This is a genomic window from Roseovarius sp. MBR-154, from assembly GCF_053628595.1.
In genome coordinates this window covers 1-23,551 of the sequence record NZ_JBRJGR010000019.1, presented here as the reverse complement: position 1 = coordinate 23,551, position 23,551 = coordinate 1, and the positions used below count along the sequence as shown (strand labels likewise).

Here is a 23,551-nt window from a genome sequence, read left to right as displayed (position 1 = left end):
ACAGCCTTGGAGGAGCCCCGCTCTAACCTATGGAGAATTCAAAATGGCTGGAGAAATTCCTGATCTTCACGCCCAGGAACGCACGGGGACGGGCAAGGGCGCCGCTCGTGCGGTGCGCCGTGCGCATCTGGTTCCGGGTATCGTGTTTGGCGGCGACAAAGAGCCGCTGCCCATCCAACTGCCCTATAACGCGCTGATCAAGCGCCTGAAAGCGGGACGGTTCAAGTCCACGCTCTTCAATCTCAAGGTCGACGGCCATGAGGACGTGCGCGTGATCTGCCGCGATGTGCAGCGCGATGTCGTCAAGGACTTGCCGACGCACGTCGATTTCATGCGCCTGCGCCGGACCACCAAGATCAACCTCTTCATCCATGTCGAGTTCGAAGGCGAAGACGAGTGCAAGGCGCTGCGCAAAGGCGGCGTGCTGACCTTGGTGCGCCCTGAGATCGAGCTTGTGGTGACCGCAGGTGACATTCCCGAAAAGGTGGTCGTAGACCTGACAAAGATGGAAAACATCGGCGACACTCTGACGATTTCCATGGTCGACCTGCCCGAAGGCACCAAGCCGACGATCGACCGCGATTTCGTGATCTGCAACATCTCCGCCCCCTCTGCTCTGCGCAGCCAGGAAGAGGACGAGGATGAGGATCAGGTCGAAGAGAGCAGCGACGAGGCCACCGAAGAGGCGTGACCTCCTGCCCACCTTCGCTAAAACACAGCACGCGGCCGCCGGAAACGGGGCCGCGTTTATCATGGCGCGTGCGGATCAGGCTGGCGCGTGTTGTTGCAGGACCTTCAGCGGCACGATGTCGAGCGCGCGCTGATGCGTCGCCTCGAGCCGCACCTGCGGCGCGCAGCCCTCGTCATGGGCCTGCAGGAAGCGCGCCGCGCACAGGCACCACTGGTCGCCGGGCCTGAGCCCGGCAAAACCGAATTCCGGGCGCGGCGTGCTCAGGTCGTTGCCGACATATTTCGAATAGGCTAGGAATTCGGCGGTCATCAGCGCGCAGACTGTGTGACTGCCGTGATCCTGTGTGCAGGTGTTGCAATGTCCGTCGCGGAAAAACCCGGTGAGCGGGTCGCTGGAGCAGGTAGACAGCGTTCCGCCCAGCACATTGACTGATTTCTCCATCTCCATCGCAAGCCCCTCCTATATGTCAGCGTTCTTCAAGAACCGTCTCGAAACCCTCGAACTGCGGCGGTCCCATCAGCGCCTCGCGCGTCGTCCGGTTGCCCGAGTCCTTGTGCGCCGCGCGGAATGCCTCGGACTTGGTCCAGGCGTCAATGGCGTCGCGGCTATCCCAGATCACGTGGCTGGAATAGAGCCGGTGCCCCTCGCCCTCGGGTCCCTTGAGCAGGCGGAACTCGCGAAAGCCCGGTACGCTGTCCAGAAGGCTCTCGCGCTCGGCCCACATGCGCTCGAACTCGGCCTCGTGGCCGGGTTTCACCTGAAATCGGTTCATTGCGATCAATGTCATGTCTTGCCCTTCTGTTCCCGTATCGTGTGAAAGGCTGGCTTGGCCCTTTTCGGCCGACGGCTTGCAAGGTCACTATAGCGCCGTGGGCGCGCGCGGCAAGCCGGTCAGAGCGCAGCGGCGATGCGGCGCAGCATGGCGATATTGCCGGTCGTGACGCCCGGTTCGCGAAAGCCGCGATCGGCGGAGGTCACCACGATCACCGCGTCGCGCGCCCGGTCGATATAGATATATTGCCCGTAGATGCCTTGGCCAAAGACCTCGCCCGCGCGCGCATCCGCAGGCATCCACCACTGATAGCCGTATTTCAGCGCGCCCTCGGGCGTCGGTGCGCTCGGGATGGTGGAGGCTTCGATCCAGTCCTCGGGCACCACCTGTCGCCCTTGGAAGTGGCCCATCTGTTCGACCATCAGGCCAAAGCGGGCATAGTCGCGGGTCGTCACGTTGAGCCCGCCAAGCGCAAAGGCTACGCCTTCGCCATCGCTCAGGTAATAGGGCTCTGCCTCGAAGCCCAAGGGCTGGATGATATGCTCGGACAGAAGCGCGGGCACGTCGCGCCCGGTCGCCCCGCGCAGCACCATGGCCAGTGCATGGGTGTCGATCGAGACATATTTCCAGCGCGTGCCCGGCTCTGCCGCGCGCGCGGTCAGACCGGCGGCGAACCCGTCCATCGTGCCGCCGAGCGCCAGCACCCGGCCCATCCGGTTGATGTCGGAATCGTAATCCAGATAATCCTCGTCGAATTCCAGCCCGCTGGTCATCTGCAAGAGTTGGCGAATGGTGGTTCCGTCATAGGCGCTGCCCTGCAATCGCGCAGCGTAGCGAGTCACCGGATCGTCAAGCGAAGCGATCTGCCCCTCGGCCACGGCGATGCCGACGAGCGCCGACAAGAAGCTCTTGGCGACCGACCAGCTGATCCGCCGGTCCTCGGCCCCGGTGCCCCGGAGATAGCTCTCATGCACGATCCGGCCCTCGTGCAGCACCAGAAGCGAGGTGACATGCCGCTCATTGATCCATCTCTCGACACCCTCGGGCAGGGTCATCTCGGGGCCTTGCGGCAGGCGAAAAACCGGACCGTCGCCGCGCGGCACCGGCAGGGTCAGAAAGGCGCGGTCCATGTTGGAGAAATTCGTGACGATCCGGCCCTCGTCAAAGAGCGTGTTGACCGCCCAGAGTCGGGTGAGTTCCTCACGTTTCCAAAAACCCACGACCAGCAGTGCAAGCACCAGCGCGAGCAGGATCCGGATCGCCCATCTCATGAGTATGCGCATGGTGGCTTCCTCTATTGGGTGGAAGCAGAGCCGATCGGCGGGCGGGAATCAAGCCTGACGCGGGAACATGATGGGCATGGAGCGGTCATAGCACCCCGCCAGAAGGTGCCGCGTGATCGCAGGGCCGCAGACTGGCGATGCAACCTGTGTGGCAGGTACTTTATCCCGGCAAAACCCGTGTAACCCCAACACGTTGCACAACCCCTCAAATCGCCAGGCCGCAGGAAGGACCAGCGATCGCGCGGAACCTTCGCTGCGACTCGCGCGGGAAGGCTTGAACGACCGCTCCCCACCGATTCTGTGGAAAAACTAACGTTTGCGAGCGCAGAAATGGCTGTTCCAAATGCGGCGCGAGCGCCTTTCCTGTCAGGCTTTTCGCGTTTGCTGCGGTGCGGGAAAGATCTTGGCCAGTTTCCGGAGGTTCTGGGCGGTTGCGGCGAGGAGGAATTCGTCATTTGCGCCGCATGGACCACGTAATCGCAGTCGGCCTAGGCCAAGGATGCGTTTGAGGTGGGCAAATAGCATCTCGACCTTTTTTCGGAGCTTCATCGAGATGTCGTATTGGCGGGTCTTGGCGATGTCGCGGGCGACTTGGCGGGCGTCTTCATGCTCTTCGCGGGTGATCTTGCGCGCCTCGGCGTTGGGGCAGCATTTGGCTTTGGATGGGCACGCCTGGCAGACGTCCTTCACTGCGCGGTAACGGGCTGTGCCCTTGCCGGTTGGTCCCCGGTTCGGGTCCGAGTAGTTGCGGCGGAACTGCTTCAGCTCATGGCCCTCGGGGCAGATATATTGGTCGTTCTCGGCGTCCCACTCGAACTCTGCCCGCGTCCAAGTGCCGTCGTTGCGTCCGGACTTGTCGAAGACCGGGATGTGCGGCGCGATCTTGCGATCGACCAGCCAGCCCAGCATCGGCCCGGTGCCGTAAGCCGTATCCGCGATCAGGCGTTCGGGGTGCAGATCGAACCTGGCCTTCACCCGCTTCAGCATGGTCTTGGTCGATCCGACCTCGGCCTGCCGGATCGACCTTGTGGCTTCTACATCGACAATCACGCCATGATCCGTGTCGATCAGGTAGTTGTCGGAATAGCTGAAGAAAGCGGGCCCCTTGCGCGCGGCGGTCCACTGGCTGGCCGGGTCCGAATGCGAGGTGAACTTGGGCTGCACCTCGCTGGCAGCGCCGAATGCGTTCGTGCATTCTCTCGAACCGGTGGCGTTCATGCACTCACCATCCAGCGTGTCGAGATACTCGCGCACGGCACGGGGCGCGTCAGCCGGGTCGATGCTCGCCGCGTTCCAGTCGTCCTTCGGCGTCGAGTTCTGCTTGTTGGCATCGGCCTCGATCAGGCTGGCGTCGATGGCCAGGCGTTGGCCACTGACCAGACCCTCCGCGATGCAGCGCGCGACGGTCGTCTCGAACAGGTGGCGCAGACGTTCGCTGTCGCGGAACCGCCCGTGCCGGTTCTTGGAAAACGTCGAATGATCCGGCACACGGTCGCTCAGATCGAGGCGCCAGAACCAGCGATACGCGAGGTTCAGATGCACCTCTTCGCACAGCCGCCGTTCGGACCGGATGCCGAAGCAATACCCGACCAGCAGCATCCGGATCAGCAGTTCGGGATCGACCGACGGACGGCCGGTGTGACTGTAGAAACCGGCAAGATGGGTGCGGATGCTGTTCAGATCGACAAACCGGTCGATGGAGCGAAGAAGGTGGTCTTGCGGAACGTGATCCTCAAGCGAGACCTCGTAGAACAGCGCCGCCTGTGCTTCCTGCTTCGGTCCTAACATTGCTCAATTCTCCCGCTGGTCAGAAGAATTGAATCAGCAACTTACGCTTCGATCAAGCACGAGTTTTTCAACAAAATAGGCCAAAACCACTATTCCCTAGCGAAACCGGTCCACGAGCCTCTGCAACGGGCTGCGTGCGGCTTCTGGCGCATCTTGCGATGGCTCGGCTTCCGGCTCTGGCGTGGGCTTTGCCTTGCGCTCCGGCTTGGGCCGCGCCGGGGCCGTCCGCTGCGCGACGGCATTCTGGAACCGATCCGCTTTGCCCTGCGCGAGCCAGGGCGCGCCGTCGGCAACGCCGCGCATCATGTCGTCGAGCCAGCCCTGATCAGACTTGGCGAAATCCTGCAGGACATACCCCGCCACCAGGTCCTTGTGGCCCGGATGACCGATGCCAAGCCGCACGCGGGCATAGTCTGCCCCGATATGGGCATGGATAGAGCGCAGCCCGTTATGGCCTGCATGCCCACCGCCGGTCTTGACCCGCAGCTTGCCGGGGGCGAGGTCGAGTTCATCGTGAAACACCGTCACGTCGCCCGGCGTCAGCTTGTAAAAACGCATCGCCTCGCCCACCGACTGGCCGCTGAGGTTCATGAAGGTGGCGGGCTTCAGTAGGATCACCTTCTCGCCCTCCAGCACGCCCTCGCTGACGTGGCCCTGGAATTTGGCGCGCCACGGGCCAAAGCCATGCTCCTCGGCGATCCGCTCAACCGCCATAAAGCCGATATTGTGGCGGTTGCCCACATATTTCGCGCCTGGATTCCCAAGGCCCACAAAGAGCTGCATTGCCGATCTCTCCCGCATCATCCTAGGATGGTCTAGGGTCTTGGCCCGGCGGAATCAACCAGGGCGCGGGGCGGCATGGCAGAGTATGAGATCGACGGCCTGACGCTTGATGTGCCCGACAGCCTGATCAATGATCGAATCGCGGCGAAACTGGCCTCGGGCAAATACGAAGGGCAGGAGGCAGCGGCGGCCCGCATGCGCCTGCGCGAAGGCCAGCGGGTGCTGGAACTGGGCGCGGGGATCGGCTACATCGCGACGCTCTGCGCGCGGGTGGCGGGGGCCGACAACGTGACCACGGTCGAGGCGAATCCCGCAATGCTGCCAGTGATCCGCGCCAATCTCGACCGCAACGGGGCGGAGGCTGTGACGCTGCTGCACGGCGCGGTGACGGGGCGTGCGGACACTAGGGCCGCCATCGCCTTTGACGGAGCGCGCAGTTTCTGGGCCGGGCATATCGCCAATGAAGCCAGCGCGCCCGACCGGCTGGTCGAGGTGCCGACACTCCGGCTCGATGCATTGCTGGAGCGGGTACGCCCGTATCTGGTGATCATGGATATCGAAGGGGCCGAGGCGCATCTCTTCGACGCGCCCTGGCCTGATCACGTGACCTCGGTGATGATGGAACTGCATCCGGGGCGCTATCCGGATACTGTGATCCAGCGGATCGTCGATTGCATGTCCGCCTCCGGGCTGACCTATGATCCCGGCCCGTCGCGCGGGCGCATCCTGTGCTTTCGCCGGGTGCGCGGGCGCTGAGCGCCCGCGCCACGTCGTCGAGCACTCCGCGTGAAGCGAATGAACCCGACATGCCTTAGGTCTGGATGTCGAAGCCCAGATGTTTGGCCACGGTGAAGATGTCCTTGTCGCCACGTCCACACATGTTCATCACCAACAGGTGATCTTTCGGCAGGTCGGGCGCGATCTTCATCACATGGGCAAGGGCGTGGCTGGGCTCCAGCGCCGGAATGATGCCCTCCATCGCGCAGCTCAACTGAAACGCTTCGAGCGCCTCGGTGTCGGTGATCGAGACATACTGCGCGCGCTTGGTCTCGTGCAGCCAGCTATGCTCGGGGCCGATGCCGGGATAATCGAGACCCGCCGAGATCGAATGTCCTTCGAGAATCTGCCCGTCATCGTCCTGCAACAGATACGTGCGATTGCCATGGAGCACGCCGGGCCGCCCACCGGTCAGGCTTGCACAATGCTCCATCCGGTCGTCAACGCCATGTCCCCCGGCCTCGACCCCGATGATATTGACGGTTGGATCATCCAGGAACGGATAGAACAGCCCCATCGCATTCGACCCGCCGCCAATCGCGGCCACCAGCGTATCGGGCAGACGCCCTTCGGCGGCCTGCATCTGCTCTTTGGTTTCCTTGCCGATGATCGACTGGAAATCGCGCACCATCGCCGGATAGGGATGCGGCCCTGCCACGGTGCCGATGCAATAGAAGGTGTCGCGCACATTCGTGACCCAGTCGCGCAGCGCATCATTCATCGCATCCTTGAGCGTGCCGCGACCGCTTGTCACCGGCACCACCTCGGCCCCCAAGAGCCGCATGCGGAACACGTTCGGCGCCTGCCGCTCGACATCATGCGCGCCCATATAGACCACGCATTTCAGGCCGAACTTGGCACAGACGGTTGCGGTGGCAACCCCATGCTGCCCCGCGCCCGTTTCCGCGATGATCCGCTTCTTGCCCATACGCCGCGCAAGGATTATCTGGCCCAACACATTGTTGATCTTGTGCGCGCCGGTATGGTTCAACTCATCCCGCTTGAGATAGATCTTGGCCCCGCCCAGATGCTGTGTCAGCCGGTCGGCATAATAGAGCGGCGACGGGCGGCCCACGTAATGCGTCCACAGATCGTGCATCTCGTCCCAGAACGATGGATCGGTCTTGGCATGCTCATACTGCTCTTCCAGTTCCAGAATGAGCGGCATCAGGGTTTCCGACACGAAGCGCCCGCCGAAATCGCCGAACCGGCCCTTTTCGTCGGGACCAGTCATAAAGCTGTTGAAGAGATCGTTCATTGTCTCGGGCCTTTGTCATTCGGGAAAGTCTGACGTTGAATATGGGACGCGCGGGGGATTTTCCAGCGAAAAGCGGGGCCTTCAGAGCCGGCGGATCACATAGAGCCGCGACCAGAGGTCCGGTTCGGCCAGTAGAAAGGGCAAGAACGGCTCGGACCGCTGCGCGATATGGATTTGGCCACTGTCCACCAGCGATTCCAGCACCGATTGAAACCCCTGCGCCTTCCACGTCGCCTCAAGCAGGTTAAAGACCGCGAAACCGCCGGGGCGCGTCACGCGGGCCAGATGAATAAGGCTCTCGGGCGGGGCATGACCGGGGCCAAAGGCACCCACGCAAACAAACCCGGCAAAGCTGTCATCGGCAAAGGGCAGACCGCTGCCCATCTCCGCCTCGACCAGATCGGCGTAATGCCCGGTTGCCTGCGCCGCCGCCAACATACCGGGCGAGAGATCACAGCCGGTTATCGGCCCATAGCCCAGAACTCTCAGGCTCTCGCCCACCAGCCCGGTGCCACAGGCGGCATCCAGCACCGGACCTTCGCTGGTTCCCATGAACCGCGCAAACATCGCGGCCCCAAGCGCAGGAAGCCGAAATCCCCGCGCCAGATTATCGGCATCATAGCTCTGCGCCCAACCGTTATAGATCGCGCGGGATTGCTCGGGCGTCTTGGCCCCGTAAACGTCGCTCAAATCGTCCATCATCTCGGCCTCCACTTGCGGGGCCAGCATGACCTAGCCTTGGGCGTTGTCAATAAAGGCACGGATCAGACCCGCATCCTTGATCCCCGGCGCGGCCTCGACCCCGGTCGAGACATCGAGTTGCCGCGCGCCCGTGCGCTCCACCGCTAGGGCCACATTGTCGGGGGTCAATCCCCCCGCCAAGAGCCAGGGCAAGGACCAGTCACGTCCCGCGATCAAGCCCCAGTCAAAGGCCAGCGCATTGCCCCCCGGCCGTGTCGCCCCCGGTGGCGGCTTGGCGTCGATCAGCAATTGATCAGCCACGCCGCTATAAGAGTCGATCTGCGGGAGATCGGCCGCTTCGGCAATCCCGATGGCCTTGATCACCGGAAGGCCGTAGCGCGCCTTGACCTCGGCCACCCGCGCCGGGCTCTCGTTTCCATGCAATTGCAGGAAATCGAGCGGCACCTGATCCGTCAGCGCATCGAGTGTCGCGTCATCGGCATCCACCGTCAGCGCCACCTTGGCCACTCCCGGCGGCACCTCGAGCGCTAGCGCGCGCGCCTTGTCGGCCGAAACGTGGCGCGGCGATTTCTCGAAAAAGACAAATCCGACATAGGCCGCATCGGCGTCCACGGCTGCGGCCACGTCAGTGACGGCGGTCAGCCCGCAGATCTTGACGCGAATGTCCTTGCTCATGGGCGCGAGTTTAACTCGCTTGGTCAAGAAGCGCCATAACCTCGTCCTTGTCCTTGTGCCTCTCGCCCTTCAGCCGCTTGACCTCGGCACGCAGGCTGGCCAGTTCGCGGGCCTGACGCGCGGCCGCCGCACGTTCGCCCGCCTCGCGAATCCATTCCCAGATGAAGCCCACGATCAGACCCGCCAGAATGCCGCCGTAAATCACGACGAAAAGCGGCACGTCATAGGTCGGGTTGAGCGCGGCAAAGCCTGCCAGCTCATCGGGCAGCACCCGCAGGGTGACGACCCCGCGATTGGCCAAAGCGATGAGCACGAGGGCAAGCGCGAAGACGGCGATGGAGGCGTAGCGAATATAGCGCATGGATCAGTTTCCGTTGAGCCGGTCACGCAACAGCTTGCCGGTCTTGAAGAAGGGGACGAATTTCTCTTCAACATGCACGCTTTCGCCGGTGCGCGGATTGCGACCGATCCGCGCGTCGCGCTTTTTCACCGAGAAGGCGCCGAAGCCGCGCAACTCGACCCGGTTGCCGCAGGCAAGCGCATCGGTGATCTCGCTGAAGATGGTGTTCACGATACGCTCGACATCGCGCTGATAGAGGTGCGGATTCTCGTCGGCGATTTTCTGGATCAGTTCCGATCGGATCATCGGTGGTCTCCCCCGGCCATTCTTGTGAGTGCTTGGCAGTTGCGGGCGACTATAGCCAGAATGGCGGGAAACCCAAACAGAAAGCCGACGCCAAGAGGCGGAAAACTATGTAATATTTCGTCGTGTCGCGCGGAAACTCGCCCCCGTGCCCGGTCACAGGCCAGTGCTGCGGCGCGGCATCAACGCCACACAGGCAGGGAACGAGATGATTCGCCACCTTCGGCAGAGGCCGGGTGCGGGCACCGAAGCGGTGGACATTGCCGGGCGCAGACCGCATTGTCTGCGCACCTCGAAGCGGAGCGACGCGTGGCACCCAGACCGATCCTCATCGACACCGATCCCGGGCAGGATGACGCCGTGGCGATCCTGCTGGCGCTCGCTGCGCGCGACACGTTGGAGGTTTTGGGGCTGACCTGCGTGGCGGGCAATGTGCCGCTGGAGAAAACCGCTCTCAATGCCCGCAAGATCTGCGAATTGGCGGGCCGATCCGATCTGCCGGTCTGCGCGGGCTGCGACCGGCCGATGGGCCGCAATCTGGTCACAGCCGAACATGTCCACGGGCAAAGCGGCCTCGACGGCCCCGACCTGCCCGCGCCCCGGATGGCATTGCATGAGGCCCCTGCAGTGGATTTCCTCATCGACAGACTGCGCGGGCATCCCTCCGGCACCGTCACGCTGGTCGCGCTCGGACCTTTGACCAATCTCGCCACCGCCTTCACTCGCGCGCCGGATATCGTCGGGCGGGTGCGGGAAATCGTGCTGATGGGCGGCGCGCACACCGCGCTCGGCAATGTAACCCCGGTGGCCGAGTTCAACATCCACGTCGACCCTACCGCCGCCGATATCGTCCTGCGCGCAGGCGTCCGTGTTGTGATGGTCCCGCTCGACGTCACGCACAAGGCACTGGTGACGCCCGCACGCAATGCCGCGCTTCGCGCGCTCGGCACAGCAGTGGGTTGCACCGTGGCGGATCTCACCGGCTTTGCCGAGCGCTACAATCCAGCCCGCTACGGCGCCACAGGTGCTCCCCTGCACGATCCCTGCACCATCGCCTGGCTTTTGCGCCCTGAACTTTTTGCCTCCCGCCTCGTCAACGTCACTGTCGAGACACACTCCGACTTGACCCTCGGCATGACCGTGATGGACTGGTGGGGCGTTACCGGCCGCACCCCCAATGCGACCGTGCTGTACGACATCGACACGGACGGATTTTTCGATCTTCTGACTGAAAGGCTGGCCACGCTATGACCGCACTCACCCTGGCGCGTCCCGACGATCTGGAGCGGCTGGCAAGTCTTGTCGCAGCCTTTCACGAGGAGGCGGGCATCGCGCAGCAGGACGAGACGCGCCGTGCCGCGCTCCTGCCTCTGCTCGAGGGCAGCCCGCATGGCGCTGCCTATCTGATCGGCCCTCCGCGCGCGCCCATCGGCTATGTCATCCTGAGCTTTGGCTGGTCGATGGAATTCGCCGGGATGGATGGCTTTGTGGATGAAATCTACATCCGCCGCGCCGTGCGCGGGCGCGGTATCGGCTCGGAGGTGCTCAGCACGCTGCCCAAGGCGCTGGCCGGCGTGGGGCTGCGCGCCTTGCATCTGGAGGTGCGGCGTGACAATCACCGGGCGCGCGGATTTTACGAGAAGCTTCGCTTTCGGCCACGCGAGGATTACATGCTGATGACCCGCGAGATGTAGACATTCGCAAAGTTGACCTTACGTTGTAACCATGACACTTCAGATACCCTTCGATAACAGCTATGCCGCCTTGCCCGCACGGTTCTACACCCGGCAAACCGCCGTGCCGGTGCGTGCGCCGCGCCTGATCCGGTTCAACGCGGCGCTTGCCGCCGATCTCGGGATCGGGGCCACGGATGACGCCACGCTGGCGCAGGTCTTCGCGGGCAATACGGTCCCGCCCGGCTCGGACCCGCTGGCGCAGGTCTATGCCGGCCATCAGTTCGGCGGCTTCTCGCCGCAACTGGGGGATGGGCGCGCGCTCTTGTTGGGTGAGGTCGTGGACCGCGCAGGCCAGCGCCGCGACATTCAGCTCAAGGGATCGGGCCCAACGCCCTACAGCCGGATGGGCGACGGGCGCGCCTGGCTTGGGCCGGTGCTGCGCGAATATGTGGTGTCCGAGGCGATGCACGCCCTCGGCCTGCCCACCACCCGTGCGCTCGCCGCCGTCGAGACCGGTGAGCCGGTCTACCGCGAGACCGGCGGCATGCCCGGCGCTGTGCTGACCCGTGTTGCCGCCAGCCATCTGCGCGTCGGCACCTTCCAGTATTTCGCCGCGCGCCGCGACATCGAGGGGCTGCGCGCCCTCTACGACTATACCGTCACCCGCCATTACCCGCAGATCGAAGGCCCCGCCCATCTGCTGGCCGAGGTGATCCGGCGGCAGGCCAAGCTGGTGGCGGGCTGGCTGTCGGTGGGCTTCATCCACGGCGTGATGAACACCGACAATACCGCCATTTCCGGCGAGACGATCGACTATGGCCCATGCGCCTTCATGGATGTCTATCACCCGCAACAGGTGTTCAGTTCGATCGACGCGCATGGCCGGTATGCCTATGACAACCAGCCGCATGTGATCGTCTGGAACATGGCGCAATTCGCAACTGCCCTTGTGCCGCTGATGCCCGATCAAGATGCCGCCATCGAGGAATTCACGGCCCTTGTCCATGCCATGCCCGACCGGATCGAGACCGAATGGCGCCGCAGCTTTGGCCGCAAGATCGGTATCGCAGATGCAAGCGCCGAGGACGCCGCCCTCGTCGCCGACCTGCTCACGCGCATGGCCGAGGGACGCGCCGATTTCACCAATACGTTCCGCGGCCTGCTCGACGGCACCGCGCGCGATCAGTTCCTCGAGCGCGACGCATTCGATACATGGGCAGACGGCTGGCGTGCGCGGATCGCAAGCGAACGCGACCCCGAGGCAGTGATGCGCGCCGCCAATCCCGCCGTCATTCCGCGCAATCACCGGGTGGAGCAGATGATCGACGCGGCCATCTCGGGCGATTACGAGCCCTTCGGGCGGCTCCTGTCGGTGCTGGCAAACCCCTTTGACGATCAGCCCGACGCGGCCGATCTCAAACGCCCGCCAGAACCTGCGGAGGTGGTGCGCGCCACGTTCTGCGGCACCTGATCACTTGTCGCGCAGCCGCCGGAACAGGCGCGGGTTGCGGCGGATGAATTCGTCGATTACCCCGGTAAACCCGCCATAGGCCCGCCCCTTCAGATACGCGAAACCCGACGCCGCCCCCAACCCCGCCCCGATCATGTCGATGATCAGGTCGCCCATCGTGTCCATCAGCCCGGATTTCTGCATGTTCAGGCCGAAACTCTGATCCATGGCGAATTCGAAAATCTCCCACAGCGTACCGATGGACAGCCCGAAGCAGAAGGCAAAGAACGCCACCGCCCAGGGCGGCGCGGCATAGCGGTCGCCCTGAAACATCATGAAGACCAGCACAAAGCCGATCAGCCCGAACCCGATGGCCGAACCTGCATGCATCACGATATCCCACCACCAGAACCGCTCGTAGAAATCGAGCACCTCCCCGGCAAAGAGCGTGGCCCCGACAAAGATCACGATGGCCGTGAGGAAACTGGGTGGCACGTCGATCTCGGCCCATCTCGCCACCAGCACTGGGGCCATTGACAGCGCCATCGTGGCCAGCGCAATGAAGGCCAGCGACCATTCCCGCGTAACCAGCGCATCGAGCGCGATCAGCCCGAGCGCCACCCAGATCAGCCGGGTGAGCAGGGTCTGGTCGGAAAACATGCTGCCTCCTGTTGTTTTTCGATGCTATCAGGAAACAATGAGGGCGTCGATGATCCGGATTGCAAGTTATAATCTTCAGAAATGTGTGGGGCTCGACCTGCGGCGCAGGCCGGACCGCATTCTGCGCGTGATCGGCGATCTCGCCGCGCATGTGGTGGTCTTGCAAGAGGCCGACAAGCGCCTTGCGCCCCGCATGGCCGCCCTGCCCCACGACATGGCCGAGGCCGAGGGCTGGCAGGTGGTGGCATTCGGCCAGCCCGGCGGCTCGCTCGGCTGGCACGGAAACGCGATGCTGCTGCGGCCTGGCCTGCGGGTGATCGAGACCCAGCATATCGAGCTTCCGGGGCTGGAGCCGCGCGGCGCGGTGCGCGCAGATCTCGAGACCGATCTGGGGCGTTTGCGCGTGGTCGGGCTGCATCTGGGGCTGGTGCGGCGTTACCGGCTGTTGCAGGTGGCAGCGATCATGCGCGCTGTCGCACGGCTGGAGCCCTGCCCCACCGTGCTGGCAGGCGATTTCAACGACTGGCGGGGCGGTGCGGCACTCGACGCGGTGGCACAGGGGGTGGAGTTCGTGGCCACCCGACCAAGCTATCCGGCCCCGCGTCCCGTCGCCCGGCTCGACCGGCTGGCGATCAGCCCCGATCTTGTGCCGTTGCGAACCGGCGTGCATATCACGCGGCCCGCGCGGGTCGCGTCGGATCACCTGCCGGTCTGGGCGGATCTGGGGCTGCGCCAAACCCAGGGCGCGCATGGCGGTGCGCGAGCACGACCTCAGACGTCGCTCTGAGCAGATAACAAGAATGTCATTGGCCATTCCAGTGCATGGCCACCACGTTCCCGGCGCAATACGCAGGGCCCGGCAGAACCCTTGCCGGGACCTGATGCAAACGACACGGATCAATACAGACTGGAGGCCACTCGTGACCGCATCCCCGAATTTTGCCTTGTTCCTCGTGCGCATCAGCTTTGGTGCGTTCATCTTGCTCTGGGGGCTGAGCAAGGTCATGCGCCCGGACGGGGCAGAACGACTTTTCGCGACCTATTACGGCATTGACGGATTGGGCCATCTGCTTGCCATCGGTCTCGGCAGCCTGCAGGCCCTGGTCGGGCTCGCGATTCTTCTCAGGCTGGCGCGCACGTTCAGCTATGGTGTCGGCGTGCTGATCCACGGCACATCCACGATTGCGACGATGCCACATCTGATCATGCCCCTGGCGGAAGGATCGAACCTTTTATTCTGGTCCGGCGTGCCGATCCTGCTCGCGGCCATCGGTTTGTTTCTTGCCCGGTGCAAAGATACGCTGCTGTCGCTTGACACCTATCGCAACGAGGACGGATCGCGGCTCGCACGTGGCTGACCCGGCGAGCAATGCGCTGCGGGACCGGTCAGTTGACGTGTCGCTATGCGTCTCTGCCCCTGTGGAGGTCGCTGGCTTCGCGCCATGACGGCCGGATAGTAGGAGACGGGCTTGGCGCGCGCGTGATCTATCCCCTTTGGAGCCGCGCCACGAGATCGCGCATGAACGTATGGCCCGCCTCGAACTGCGCCACGGTGATGAACTCATCCGGCTGATGCGCCTGCGCGATATCGCCCGGCCCGCAGATCACCGCCGAATAGCCGCGCTCCTGAAACTGACCGGCCTCGGTGCCATAGCTGACCACGTGGCTGCCATTGTCGCCGGTGATCTGGCGCGCGAGGCGTTCCGCCGCGCCGCCCTCCTCGGGTTTCAGACCCGGCACGCGGAACTTGCGGCGCAGTTCGATCCTTGTATCGGGATGAACCGCCTGCATTTCGGCCTCAGCCTCAGAGACACGCGCCTCGAACCGCGCGCCCCACTCCTCGGGATCTTCGCCCGGCACCACACGGAAATCCATGCCGAAACGGCAGTCCTTGGCGGTGATGTTATGCGCCGTGCCGCCCGAAATTGTGCCCACATGCAGCGTCGTCCAGGGCGGCTCGAACATTGACCCCAGCTCCGACGGCGTGCGCGCCCGGTTCTCGGCGTTTTGCTGATTGGCCCAGTCGATCAAGGGTGCCGCGGCCATGATCGCGTTGACGCCGCGATGCATGATCGAGCTGTGCACCTCGAAGCCCACCACGTGCACGTCATAGCCCAGACCACCCTTGTGGCCGGTCACCGCCTGCATCGTCGACGGCTCTCCGATAATCGCCAGCTCCGCGCGCGGCAGCACCTCCAGCATCCGCTCGATCATCGGCGGCGCGCCGACACAGCCCACCTCCTCGTCATAGCTCAACGCCAGTTGCAAGGGCCGCGCGACGCCCGCATGATGCGCCTCGACCAGCGCCCAGATCGCGAGCGCGTCAAAACCCTTCATATCGACGCAACCGCGCCCGAAATACTTGCCGTCCCGCTCCGCTACGGTAAACGGGTCAGATGTCCAGGGTTGCCCGTCTACCGGTACCACATCGGTGTGCCCCGAGAGGACCACGCCGCCCTCAACCTCGGGCCCGACATGGGCGAAAAGCGCGGCCTTTTCCCCGGTTTCGTCATAATGGCGATGCGCGGTAATGCCGTTCTCGCGCAGATAATCCTCGACCCAATCCACTAGCGGCAGATTGCTGTCACGGCTCACGGTGGGAAAGCTCACGAGCTTGCTCATCAGCTCGACCGGCGAAAGTCTCTGGGTCATGCTCAATAGCCGCTATCGGAGGTCAGCACGAAATGGCCCGGGTCCACTTCCTTGTATTCCGACGGCCCCGGCTCGTATCCGACAGGGTGGATCGGCGAGGGAATCGGCTTGAAATTCAAATCCTTCTCGGATTTGCGGCGGCGCGGATCGGCAACCGGCACCGCCTTCATCAGCGCCTGCGTATAGGGGTGCTGCGGGTTCTCGAAGACGGCGGCACGCGGGCCGCGTTCGACGATCCGGCCAAGGTACATCACGCCGACATCATGGCTGACGCGCTCGACAACCGCCATGTCATGGCTGATGAAGAGATAACTCAGCCCCAGTTCTGCCTGCAATTCCATCATCAGGTTCAGCACCTGCGCCTGCACGCTCACGTCAAGCGCGCTCACCGCCTCGTCGGCCACGATCAGCTTGGGGTTCAGTGCCAGTGCACGCGCGATCGCCACGCGCTGCCGCTGCCCGCCTGACAACTCATGCGGGAACCGCCGCAGGAACGAGCGCGGCAATTCCACCCGGTCAAACAGCATCGCCACCCGATCATCCATTTCCGACCGGCTGGCAAGGCCGTAATTACGCATCGGCTCGGCCACCTGATCGGCCAGCTTCATCTGCGGGTTAAGGCTCGCGAACGGGTCCTGAAACACCATCTGCATATCGACGCGCGCCTTACGCAGCGCGCCGGGATCGAGCGCGATGATATCGGTGCCATCCAGCACCACCTCGCCCGCCATCGGCTCCACCAGCCGCAGGATCGACCGCCCGGCGGTGGATTTGCCACACCCGCTCTCGCCCACAAGGCTCAGCGTGCGGCCCTTGGCAAGCGAAAAGGACAGATCCTCGACCGCGTGCACATTCGCCACCGTCCGGCGGAAAAACCCGCCCTTGACGGCAAAGCGCGTGGTCAGGCCCTTGACGTGCAACAGTTCCTCGTCACTGCCCTCGATCGGCTTGATATCCTGCGAATCCGCGCCCACCAGCTTCATCGGCTCAGGATATGCCTTGCCCCGCATCTCACCCAGCTTCGGCACAGCAGCCAGCAGCGCGCGGGTATAGTCGTGTTGAGGCGCCTCGAAGATCTGCTCGACCGGCCCCTCCTCGACCTTGTTGCCCCGGAACATCACGACCACCCGGTCGGCCATCTGCGCCACCACGGCCATATCATGGGTGATGAAGATCACCGCCGTCCCTGTCTCGCGCTTCAAGCGGTCCATCAGCGCCAGGATCTCGGCCTGAATGGTCACGTCGAGCGCCGTCGTGGGCTCGTCCGCGATCAAGAGGCGCGGCTTGCAGGCGAGCGCCATGGCGATCACCACGCGCTGTCGCATCCCACCCGAAAGCTCATGCGGATACTGATCGAGACGGCGCTCCGGCTCGGGGATACGCACCTCCTTGAGCAGTTCAAGCGCCCGCGCACGGGCCTGGCGCCTGTCCATGCCACGATGCACGAGCAGCCCCTCGGCCAACTGCCGCCCCACGGTGAACACAGGGTTGAGCGCGGTCATCGGCTCCTGAAAGATCATCCCGATCTCGTTGCCCCGGATCGTGCGCATCAGCCCCTGTTCGGTCTGGGCAAGGTCGATCTGCCCCCCCTCGCGGCGATCAAACAGCATCCGCCCCCCGGCAATGGTGCCGCCGCCATATTCGATGAGCCGCATCAGCGACAGCGACGACACCGACTTGCCCGATCCCGATTCGCCCACGATGCAGACGGTCTCGCCGGGATTGACCTCGAAAGAGACATCCTCGACACCCACCACCGGGCCATCCTTGGTCTCGAAGGTGACCCGAAGATTCTCGATCCGGGCAATTGGGATGTCCAGCATGCGGCGCGGCCTTTTTCTCATCCATGACGGGCAATGGTGAAACGCTACTCACTTTGGCGCACCGCTGTCAAACCATGTCGGGGTGATCACGCGCGATTGTCGGATTCGCGGAATGCGCCCCTTGCTTTTTGCCCGAATCCGGTCTGTGATGCACGAACCGGCGGGGATACGGTGAAGGTGCTTACGTGCGCCCGACAGTCTTTTTCCGCCACACCAAGCCCGGCAAAAGTCGGCAAAATCGAAAACGAGATAGCCGAACCAGAGCTGTCCAACACCGGAGGAATCAAACCCCATGACCCTGAAATCCTTGCTTCTCGGGGCAACCGCCGCGTCGAGCTTTGCCCTTGTGGCACATGCCGAACGTGGTGCGGATGGCCATGTCAACCTGATCTACTGGCAGGCGCCGTCGATTATGAACCCCTATCTTTCGGGCGGCACCAAGGAGATCGAGGCGGCGAGCCTCGTGATCGAACCGCTTGGCCGCTACAACACCAAGGGCGAGATGGTCCCCTATCTGGCCGAGGAAATCCCCACCGTCACCAACGGCGGCGTGGCCGAGGACCTCACCTCGATCACCTGGAAGATCAGGCCGGGCATCACCTGGTCCGATGGCACGCCCTTCACCGCCAAGGACGTGAAATTCACAGCCGAATACTGCATGCACCCCGAGGTCGGCTGCGCGCAGCTTGGCAAATACGAGGGTGTGGAGTCGGTCGAGGTGATTGACGACCTGACCGTCAAGGTCAATTTCTCGCAGCCGACGCCGGTGCCCTACGGGCCATTCATGGGTGGGCAGGCGCCGATCATTCAGGCAGAACAATTCGCCGATTGCATGGGGGCCAAGGCGCCGGAATGCACCGATGCCAATTTCGCGCCCATCGGCACCGGCCCGTTCAAGGTGGACGAATTCCGCCCCAATGACGTGATCTCGCTCTCGGCGAACCCGAACTATCGCGACCCGGCAAAGCCGCGCTTTGCCACCATGACCTTCAAGGGTGGCGGCGACGCCACCGCAGCCGGCCGCGCCGTGCTGGAAACCGGCGAATTCGACTATGCCTGGAACCTGCAACTCGCCCCCGACGTGATCGCCAACATGGAGGCGGCAGGACAGGGCGTGGCGATGTCGGCCTTTGGCACGCTGGTCGAACGGATCGAAATGAACCTCACCGATCCCTCGCCCGACCTGCCGGAAGGCGAACGTGCCACCGCCAAGCATCCGCACCCGATCCTGACCGACATGCGCGTCCGCAAGGCGCTGTCGATGGCGATTGACCGCGAATTGCTGACCGAAATCGGCTATGGCAAGGCGGGTCGCCCGACCTGCAACCTCGTGCCCGCGCCGGAGATCTTTGCCTCGGACAATACCGAATGTCTCACGCAGGACATCGAAGGCGCCAAGGCGCTCTTGGAAGAGGCTGGCTGGACCGACACCAATGGTGACGGCATTCGCGACAAGGACGGCAAGAAACTGTCGCTCCTCTACCAGACCTCGACCAACGCGGTGCGTCAGGATTTCCAGGCCCTGATCAAACAGTGGTGGTCCGAGATTGGTGTTGAAACCGAGTTGCGTAACATCTCGGCCAGCGTGTTCTTCGGCAGCGATCCGGGCAGCCCGGACACCTTCCCCAAGTTCTATGCCGACGTGGAAATGTATGCCAACAACTTCGACGGCACCGATCCGCAAAGCTATCTCGCGGGCTACACCTGCGAAAAGGCCCCGCGCCCCGAAACCCAGTGGCAGGGCGAGAACATCAACCGCTTCTGCGATCCTGCCTATGACGAATTGGTGAAGGAACTGGGCCGCACCGCCGAATTGGACAAGCGGGCGGAAATTGCCAAGAAGCTGAACGACATGCTGACCAAGGACAGCTATGTCATCGTCCCGCTGGTGGACCGTGGCCGGGTCTCGGCCCGCTCCAACACCCTTGGCGGGGTCGAGTTGAACACCTGGGACACCGAACTGTGGAATGCCGCAGACTGGTATCGGATCAAGGAATGATCTGAACCGATCGCCACCCCGGCCCTGCGCTCGGGGTGGCGCCTTTACCCATAAAGCAACAATAAGAACGACCCGCAAAAGGCGCCGCGCATGCTGACTTTTACGATCCGACGGCTCGTGCTCTCGATCCCGACGCTGCTGTTCATCAGCCTTGTGATCTTTCTCCTGCTCGAACTTGCGCCCGGTGATCCGATGGCACAGGTGCCCCTTACCGTACCGCCCGAGGTCAAGGAAAAGATGCGCCTGGCGCTCGGGCTGGGGGAACCCACCCATATCCGGTTCGGCAAATGGATGTGGCAGTTCTTCGTCGTCGAACCGATGATTCTCACAGACCACATCCTGGGCACGGCACTTGCCGAGGGTCAGCAGCGCGTGCTCAGTTGGCAGTTCCGCTCACCGGTGATGGACGTAATCGTCCAGCGCATGCCGCAGACCCTATGGGTCGTGGCGATGTCCTATGTCGTGGGCATCCTCATCGCCATGCCCATCGGCATATATTCCGCTTACCGGCAATATTCGCTCTTCGATCAGGCCGGCACTTTCGTCACAATGGTCGGCTATTCGGTGCCGCCGTTCTTCTCGGGCGTGCTGGTGATCGTGATCTTCTCGGTGCAACTTGGCTGGCTGCCCTCGATCTATGACACGACCTTGCAGGTCGTGGATTGGACCACCTTCAAGAAGCAGATTCTGCAGATGGTCATGCCTGTGATGGTACTGGCCCTGCAGACCACGGCGCAGATCAGCCGCTTCATGCGCGCCTCGATGCTCGACAATCTCAACCAGGATTACGTACGCACCGCGCGCGCCAAGGGGCTGTCGGAATGGGCGGTGGTGATGGTGCACGTGCTGCGCAACTCGATGATCCCGGTGGTCACGGTGATCGCGCTCGGCGTACCCTATATTTTTGGCGGCGCAATCATCACCGAGCAGATCTTCAAGGTGAACGGGCTTGGCCAGCTTCTGATCACCGCCATTCAGGCCAATGACCTGCCGATGGTGCAGACAGTGACCTTCATGATCGCGGTGCTCATCGTGTTCTTCAATATCGTCGCCGACGTCCTCTATGGCGTGCTCGACCCGAGGATCCGCTATGACTGAGACCCCCAAACCGATCACCGCCCTCGCGGATGCAGGCCCGACCGCGCCCCCCAGCAGCCAGTGGCGCGATGTCTGGGACCAGTTCAAATCGCATCGTGGCGCGCTCGTCGGCGGTATCGTGTTGCTGTTCATCATCTTCGCGGTGTTCCTCGGACCCTATATCTGGCCCTATGACGCCACCTATATCGATATTCGCGCGCGCAATCAGGGACCCAGCCTCGCGCATCCCTTCGGCACCGATCAGCTGGGCCGCGATACGCTGGCACGCATGCTGGAGGGGGGCCGAACCTCCGTCGCCGTCGGCTTGACGGCGATGCTGCTGGCGCTGGTGCTGGGCTCGCTGATCGGCGTTCTGGCCGGGTTCTTCCGCCGCCTCGACGGGCCGCTCATGCGCTTTACGGACCTCTTCCTGTCACTGCCGCTGCTGCCGCTTCTGCTGGTGATGGTGCTTTTGTTCCGCGAGGCGCTGAACGGCATGTTTGGCCCGGAAATGGGCATCTTCATCCTGATCGTGGTGGCCATCGGTGTCACTAGCTGGATGCCCACGGCGCGGATCGTGCGCGGCGATGTTCTGGCCCTCAAGGAGCGTGAATTCATCCTTGCCGCCCGCTCCATCGGGACCACGAATTTCAACCTCATCACCCGGCATATCCTGCCCAACGTGATGTCACCGATCATGGTGTCTGCGACATTGGGCATCGCCAATGCGATCATCACCGAAAGCGCGCTGTCGTTCCTCGGCCTTGGCTTTCCACCCGATTTTCCGACCTGGGGGCGGCTGCTGAACGACGCCACGCAATACCTGCAGGACTACCCCGAGCGGGTGTTCTGGCCCGGCCTTGCGATCTCGCTAACGGTGCTGTCGATCAACTACATGGGCGACGGTCTGCGCGATGCGCTCGACCCGCGCATCCGGGGGCGCTAACGCGTTTCGACGCAACGCTGAATCGTCAGAATTCCCTTGGGGTCTGCTGTGAGGGTCACAGTGGACGCCCTTGTGGCTCGGGATCATCATGTCCTTGCGTGACGATCGGTTGCTGTCAAATGTCTCACCTCTTCATGCGGCATTCTGCAGCCCATCGGCCCTGATCGAGATCCCCTGATGAGGGCCTCAATCACCCTGATGCCTGGAGGGCGCTATGAAACACAGCTTTGCCTCTCCTTCGATTCGACCGTTCCACAATCATGACAGGCTTCGCCAAATCGGATGGCGCTGGCCTGACAGGTCGGCGGCCATAACGTCGACAGGTTCCGTCTCGTGTTAGCGAGGTCCAAGCGCTACGTTTGCGCACCTTCGTCAGAGCGACAGCAATTAGCCGATACGGTTTCTTGTCCAGCACCGTATTGACCAAGCCCGTCGCCGATGTCGGATTTGGTTTCACATCGCGCCTGAGCGCCGTCTTCCCCGTCGGCATGCACTCTTCGCGAGGATCCGTCCGCTCGTTTGATATGACCCTGGACCCGGCTTTGCCACCGGTCGAGTTCTACTAAGTCGCGAACCGGTTCCCTAAGGTCCGCGCGTCGTCAACATCACCCAGATTTGCCGGACCATCCTGATGGCCATTGCAGATGCCATCAGCAATCTCCACGTTACACGCCAACATGCGTTACAACCCGTTGCCCTCGACCATCTTGCGCTGTCCAAACCAGCCCAATCGCGACATTGCACCACTGATCAAAAGGCATCGAATTTCGGCCCGACCGGCCTTGGCCAAAAATGGCCCAAGCGCATATGTTATTGTCCGGAATCTGAGGTTCAGGAGGCTTTGAGAACACTCCGTCTACAAACGCGATGCCAGTCAGGTTCACATTCAAAAATAGATCGTTTGCGCCGTTGCCAATCGCATCGGCTGGCGCGCGGAAAGAGAACGACGCGACCTCCCATCTTGGGAACACCGAAGGTGGTCACAAATGGCATGCCTTCCACAACACCCTTAAAAGATTCATGCGGTTCGAATCGTACGATGGATCGGCTCGCAACACCGTGCCCGTTTTCGTTGTTGCCCAAGGCGGGCGCATGGGTTAAACGACGCCTCGTTGCCGGTGTAGCTCAGTTGGTAGAGCACGTCATTCGTAAGTAGCGGGTCCGCTCGTGAATGACTTTAAAAAGCAGTCGCTTGCAGGTGGCGCGTTGGAACTAGTAGGGCCATAGTAGGGCCGTGACAGAGAAGGAGGCCGCACTAGCTCAGCTGGTAGAGCATCGCATTCGTAATGCGGAGGTCAGGGGTTCGAATCCCTTGTGCGGCACCACCCCTTCAAGCTATTAATTCAATTCCAGTAGCTTCGACGGCTCGACGCCCAGCGCGTTCGCGAGCTTCGCAACAATGAGAACTGTTGGGTTTCGTATGCCGCGCTCAACCCCACTGACATAGGTGCGGTGCAGGTCGGCCTCAAACGCAAGCTGTTCCTGCGAGAGACCCTTGGCCTCCCGGTGTTGCTTCACGTTTCTGCCCACGACCGCTTTGATATCCATGCGGGCATAGCGCGGATATGCAGCTTATTGATCTACAGACTATGAGTCTCATTTTCATTGTCACCGGAGTCTGGATATGCTGACTTTGAAGCACCTAGAGAATATGACAGGTGCCATTGTGACTTCACAAATAATGCGATTTTTGATTGCCGTAGTCGAGCTGGTGATGCTGTTTGTCGTTCTAGCCGTGATTCTGGTTTTATCGCCCTTCTCCGCCTTGGTTGTTGCGCTGGTGTTTTGCCTACTAGGGCTTAGAGGTGGTCGCAGAAATTCGGACCAGTTGTTAAGGTGGATCGTATGACGAGAGAGACGATCCAAAATGACAAAGAGAAAGACGCATACGCCTGA

The 23,551-nt window shown here is 62.7% G+C and carries 26 protein-coding genes and 1 tRNA gene; 12 read left to right on the top strand and 15 right to left on the bottom strand.

The genetic code is table 11. The features are described from left to right. The first annotated feature begins 43 nt into the window (after positions 1-43). Positions 44-691, top strand: coding sequence for a 50S ribosomal protein L25/general stress protein Ctc (locus ACSSV4_RS17985; RefSeq protein WP_454276488.1), 648 nt, complete (start codon positions 44-46; stop codon positions 689-691). Positions 692-766: 75 nt separating this feature from the next. Here the strand turns inward: ACSSV4_RS17985 and ACSSV4_RS17980 are convergent, their stop codons facing one another. The 5 genes from ACSSV4_RS17980 to pth form a co-directional block, all read right to left on the bottom strand. Then, positions 767-1,138: a DUF2237 family protein gene (locus ACSSV4_RS17980; RefSeq protein WP_454276487.1), complete on the bottom strand. Its 372-nt coding sequence runs from the start codon at positions 1,136-1,138 to the stop codon at positions 767-769. A 19-nt stretch (positions 1,139-1,157) separates the two neighbouring features. Beyond that, positions 1,158-1,478 (bottom strand): antibiotic biosynthesis monooxygenase family protein, encoded by a 321-nt coding sequence (locus ACSSV4_RS17975; RefSeq protein WP_454276486.1) that lies wholly within the window; start codon positions 1,476-1,478, stop codon positions 1,158-1,160. 104 nt (positions 1,479-1,582) lie between these two features. Then, positions 1,583-2,746, bottom strand: coding sequence for a serine hydrolase domain-containing protein (locus ACSSV4_RS17970; protein ID WP_454276484.1), 1,164 nt, complete (start codon positions 2,744-2,746; stop codon positions 1,583-1,585). A gap of 366 nt (positions 2,747-3,112) precedes the next feature. Beyond that, entirely contained in the window at positions 3,113-4,534 is a 1,422-nt protein-coding gene (locus tag ACSSV4_RS17965; RefSeq protein ID WP_454276482.1) for an IS1182 family transposase, read from the bottom strand. A gap of 96 nt (positions 4,535-4,630) precedes the next feature. After that, the gene (gene pth / locus ACSSV4_RS17960; RefSeq protein WP_454276481.1) at positions 4,631-5,317 is read right to left on the bottom strand and encodes an aminoacyl-tRNA hydrolase; all 687 of its coding nucleotides are present in this window, start codon (positions 5,315-5,317) and stop codon (positions 4,631-4,633) included. A gap of 75 nt (positions 5,318-5,392) precedes the next feature. Between pth and ACSSV4_RS17955 the strand changes: the two genes are divergently transcribed. After that, on the top strand, positions 5,393-6,073 hold the full coding sequence (locus tag ACSSV4_RS17955; RefSeq protein ID WP_454276479.1) for an FkbM family methyltransferase: 681 nt from the start codon (positions 5,393-5,395) through the stop codon (positions 6,071-6,073). A gap of 55 nt (positions 6,074-6,128) precedes the next feature. Here ACSSV4_RS17955 and trpB read toward each other — a convergent pair whose 3' ends face one another. The 5 genes from trpB to ihfB form a co-directional block, all read right to left on the bottom strand. Beyond that, positions 6,129-7,352 carry a tryptophan synthase subunit beta gene (gene trpB / locus ACSSV4_RS17950; RefSeq protein WP_454276477.1) on the bottom strand — a complete coding sequence of 408 codons (1,224 nt, stop codon included), beginning with the start codon at positions 7,350-7,352 and terminating at the stop codon, positions 6,129-6,131. Between the two features lie 81 nt (positions 7,353-7,433). Continuing rightward, a complete protein-coding gene (locus ACSSV4_RS17945; RefSeq protein ID WP_454276476.1) occupies positions 7,434-8,081 on the bottom strand; it encodes a class I SAM-dependent DNA methyltransferase in 648 nt (215 codons plus the stop codon). 3 nt (positions 8,082-8,084) lie between these two features. Beyond that, complete coding sequence (locus ACSSV4_RS17940) at positions 8,085-8,729, bottom strand: phosphoribosylanthranilate isomerase (protein WP_454276474.1); 645 nt, start codon at positions 8,727-8,729, stop codon at positions 8,085-8,087. Between the two features lie 10 nt (positions 8,730-8,739). Beyond that, positions 8,740-9,090 carry a DUF1049 domain-containing protein gene (locus tag ACSSV4_RS17935; protein ID WP_454276473.1) on the bottom strand — a complete coding sequence of 117 codons (351 nt, stop codon included), beginning with the start codon at positions 9,088-9,090 and terminating at the stop codon, positions 8,740-8,742. A 3-nt stretch (positions 9,091-9,093) separates the two neighbouring features. Further along, positions 9,094-9,375, bottom strand: a complete 282-nt coding sequence (gene ihfB / locus ACSSV4_RS17930) for an integration host factor subunit beta (protein WP_454276472.1) — start codon at positions 9,373-9,375, stop codon at positions 9,094-9,096. A 306-nt stretch (positions 9,376-9,681) separates the two neighbouring features. On the opposite strand from ihfB, the gene ACSSV4_RS17925 reads away from it, so the two are divergent. The 3 genes from ACSSV4_RS17925 to ACSSV4_RS17915 are packed head-to-tail and all read left to right on the top strand — an operon-like array spanning position 9,682 to position 12,519. Next, the gene (locus ACSSV4_RS17925; RefSeq protein ID WP_454276471.1) at positions 9,682-10,623 is read left to right on the top strand and encodes a nucleoside hydrolase; all 942 of its coding nucleotides are present in this window, start codon (positions 9,682-9,684) and stop codon (positions 10,621-10,623) included. Next, entirely contained in the window at positions 10,620-11,066 is a 447-nt protein-coding gene (locus ACSSV4_RS17920) for a GNAT family N-acetyltransferase (protein WP_454276469.1), read from the top strand. The genes ACSSV4_RS17925 and ACSSV4_RS17920 overlap by 4 nt, the downstream gene beginning before the upstream one ends. 31 nt (positions 11,067-11,097) lie before the next feature. Then, positions 11,098-12,519 carry a protein adenylyltransferase SelO gene (locus ACSSV4_RS17915; RefSeq protein WP_454276467.1) on the top strand — a complete coding sequence of 474 codons (1,422 nt, stop codon included), beginning with the start codon at positions 11,098-11,100 and terminating at the stop codon, positions 12,517-12,519. On the opposite strand, the gene ACSSV4_RS17910 is transcribed toward ACSSV4_RS17915, so the two are convergent. Further along, entirely contained in the window at positions 12,520-13,158 is a 639-nt protein-coding gene (locus tag ACSSV4_RS17910; RefSeq protein ID WP_454276465.1) for a hypothetical protein, read from the bottom strand. Positions 13,159-13,207: 49 nt separating this feature from the next. Between ACSSV4_RS17910 and ACSSV4_RS17905 the strand changes: the two genes are divergently transcribed. Together ACSSV4_RS17905 and ACSSV4_RS17900 are read left to right on the top strand one after the other, a co-directional pair. Continuing rightward, positions 13,208-13,945 (top strand): endonuclease/exonuclease/phosphatase family protein, encoded by a 738-nt coding sequence (locus ACSSV4_RS17905; RefSeq protein ID WP_454276463.1) that lies wholly within the window; start codon positions 13,208-13,210, stop codon positions 13,943-13,945. 133 nt (positions 13,946-14,078) lie between these two features. Continuing rightward, positions 14,079-14,516 carry a hypothetical protein gene (locus ACSSV4_RS17900; protein ID WP_454276462.1) on the top strand — a complete coding sequence of 146 codons (438 nt, stop codon included), beginning with the start codon at positions 14,079-14,081 and terminating at the stop codon, positions 14,514-14,516. Positions 14,517-14,643: 127 nt separating this feature from the next. On the opposite strand, the gene argE is transcribed toward ACSSV4_RS17900, so the two are convergent. From argE to ACSSV4_RS17885, 3 genes are read right to left on the bottom strand one after another with little or no spacing between them, the layout of a single operon-like run. Beyond that, the gene (gene argE / locus ACSSV4_RS17895) at positions 14,644-15,810 is read right to left on the bottom strand and encodes an acetylornithine deacetylase (protein ID WP_454276460.1); all 1,167 of its coding nucleotides are present in this window, start codon (positions 15,808-15,810) and stop codon (positions 14,644-14,646) included. A gap of 2 nt (positions 15,811-15,812) precedes the next feature. Further along, positions 15,813-17,633, bottom strand: coding sequence for an ABC transporter ATP-binding protein (locus ACSSV4_RS17890; RefSeq protein WP_454276458.1), 1,821 nt, complete (start codon positions 17,631-17,633; stop codon positions 15,813-15,815). Positions 17,634-17,681: 48 nt separating this feature from the next. Then, positions 17,682-17,927, bottom strand: coding sequence for a hypothetical protein (locus tag ACSSV4_RS17885; protein WP_454276457.1), 246 nt, complete (start codon positions 17,925-17,927; stop codon positions 17,682-17,684). Between ACSSV4_RS17885 and ACSSV4_RS17880 the strand changes: the two genes are divergently transcribed. From ACSSV4_RS17880 to ACSSV4_RS17865, 4 genes are all read left to right on the top strand, one after another. Beyond that, positions 17,926-19,632, top strand: coding sequence for a peptide ABC transporter substrate-binding protein (locus ACSSV4_RS17880; protein WP_454276456.1), 1,707 nt, complete (start codon positions 17,926-17,928; stop codon positions 19,630-19,632). The genes ACSSV4_RS17885 and ACSSV4_RS17880 overlap by 2 nt on opposite strands. A 90-nt stretch (positions 19,633-19,722) precedes the next feature. Then, a complete protein-coding gene (locus ACSSV4_RS17875) occupies positions 19,723-20,730 on the top strand; it encodes an ABC transporter permease (protein WP_454276455.1) in 1,008 nt (335 codons plus the stop codon). Next, positions 20,723-21,655 (top strand): ABC transporter permease, encoded by a 933-nt coding sequence (locus tag ACSSV4_RS17870; protein ID WP_454276454.1) that lies wholly within the window; start codon positions 20,723-20,725, stop codon positions 21,653-21,655. Before ACSSV4_RS17875 ends, ACSSV4_RS17870 begins: the two co-directional genes overlap by 8 nt. Before the next feature lie 1,249 nt (positions 21,656-22,904). Beyond that, a tRNA-Thr gene (locus ACSSV4_RS17865) sits at positions 22,905-22,980 on the top strand. Between the two features lie 13 nt (positions 22,981-22,993). Here ACSSV4_RS17865 and ACSSV4_RS17860 read toward each other — a convergent pair. Next, positions 22,994-23,203 carry a helix-turn-helix domain-containing protein gene (locus tag ACSSV4_RS17860; RefSeq protein WP_454276453.1) on the bottom strand — a complete coding sequence of 70 codons (210 nt, stop codon included), beginning with the start codon at positions 23,201-23,203 and terminating at the stop codon, positions 22,994-22,996. Between the two features lie 76 nt (positions 23,204-23,279). Here ACSSV4_RS17860 and ACSSV4_RS17855 point away from each other — a divergent pair, with 76 nt between their 5' ends. Then, positions 23,280-23,504 (top strand): hypothetical protein, encoded by a 225-nt coding sequence (locus ACSSV4_RS17855; protein WP_454276452.1) that lies wholly within the window; start codon positions 23,280-23,282, stop codon positions 23,502-23,504. Positions 23,505-23,551 lie beyond the last annotated feature (47 nt).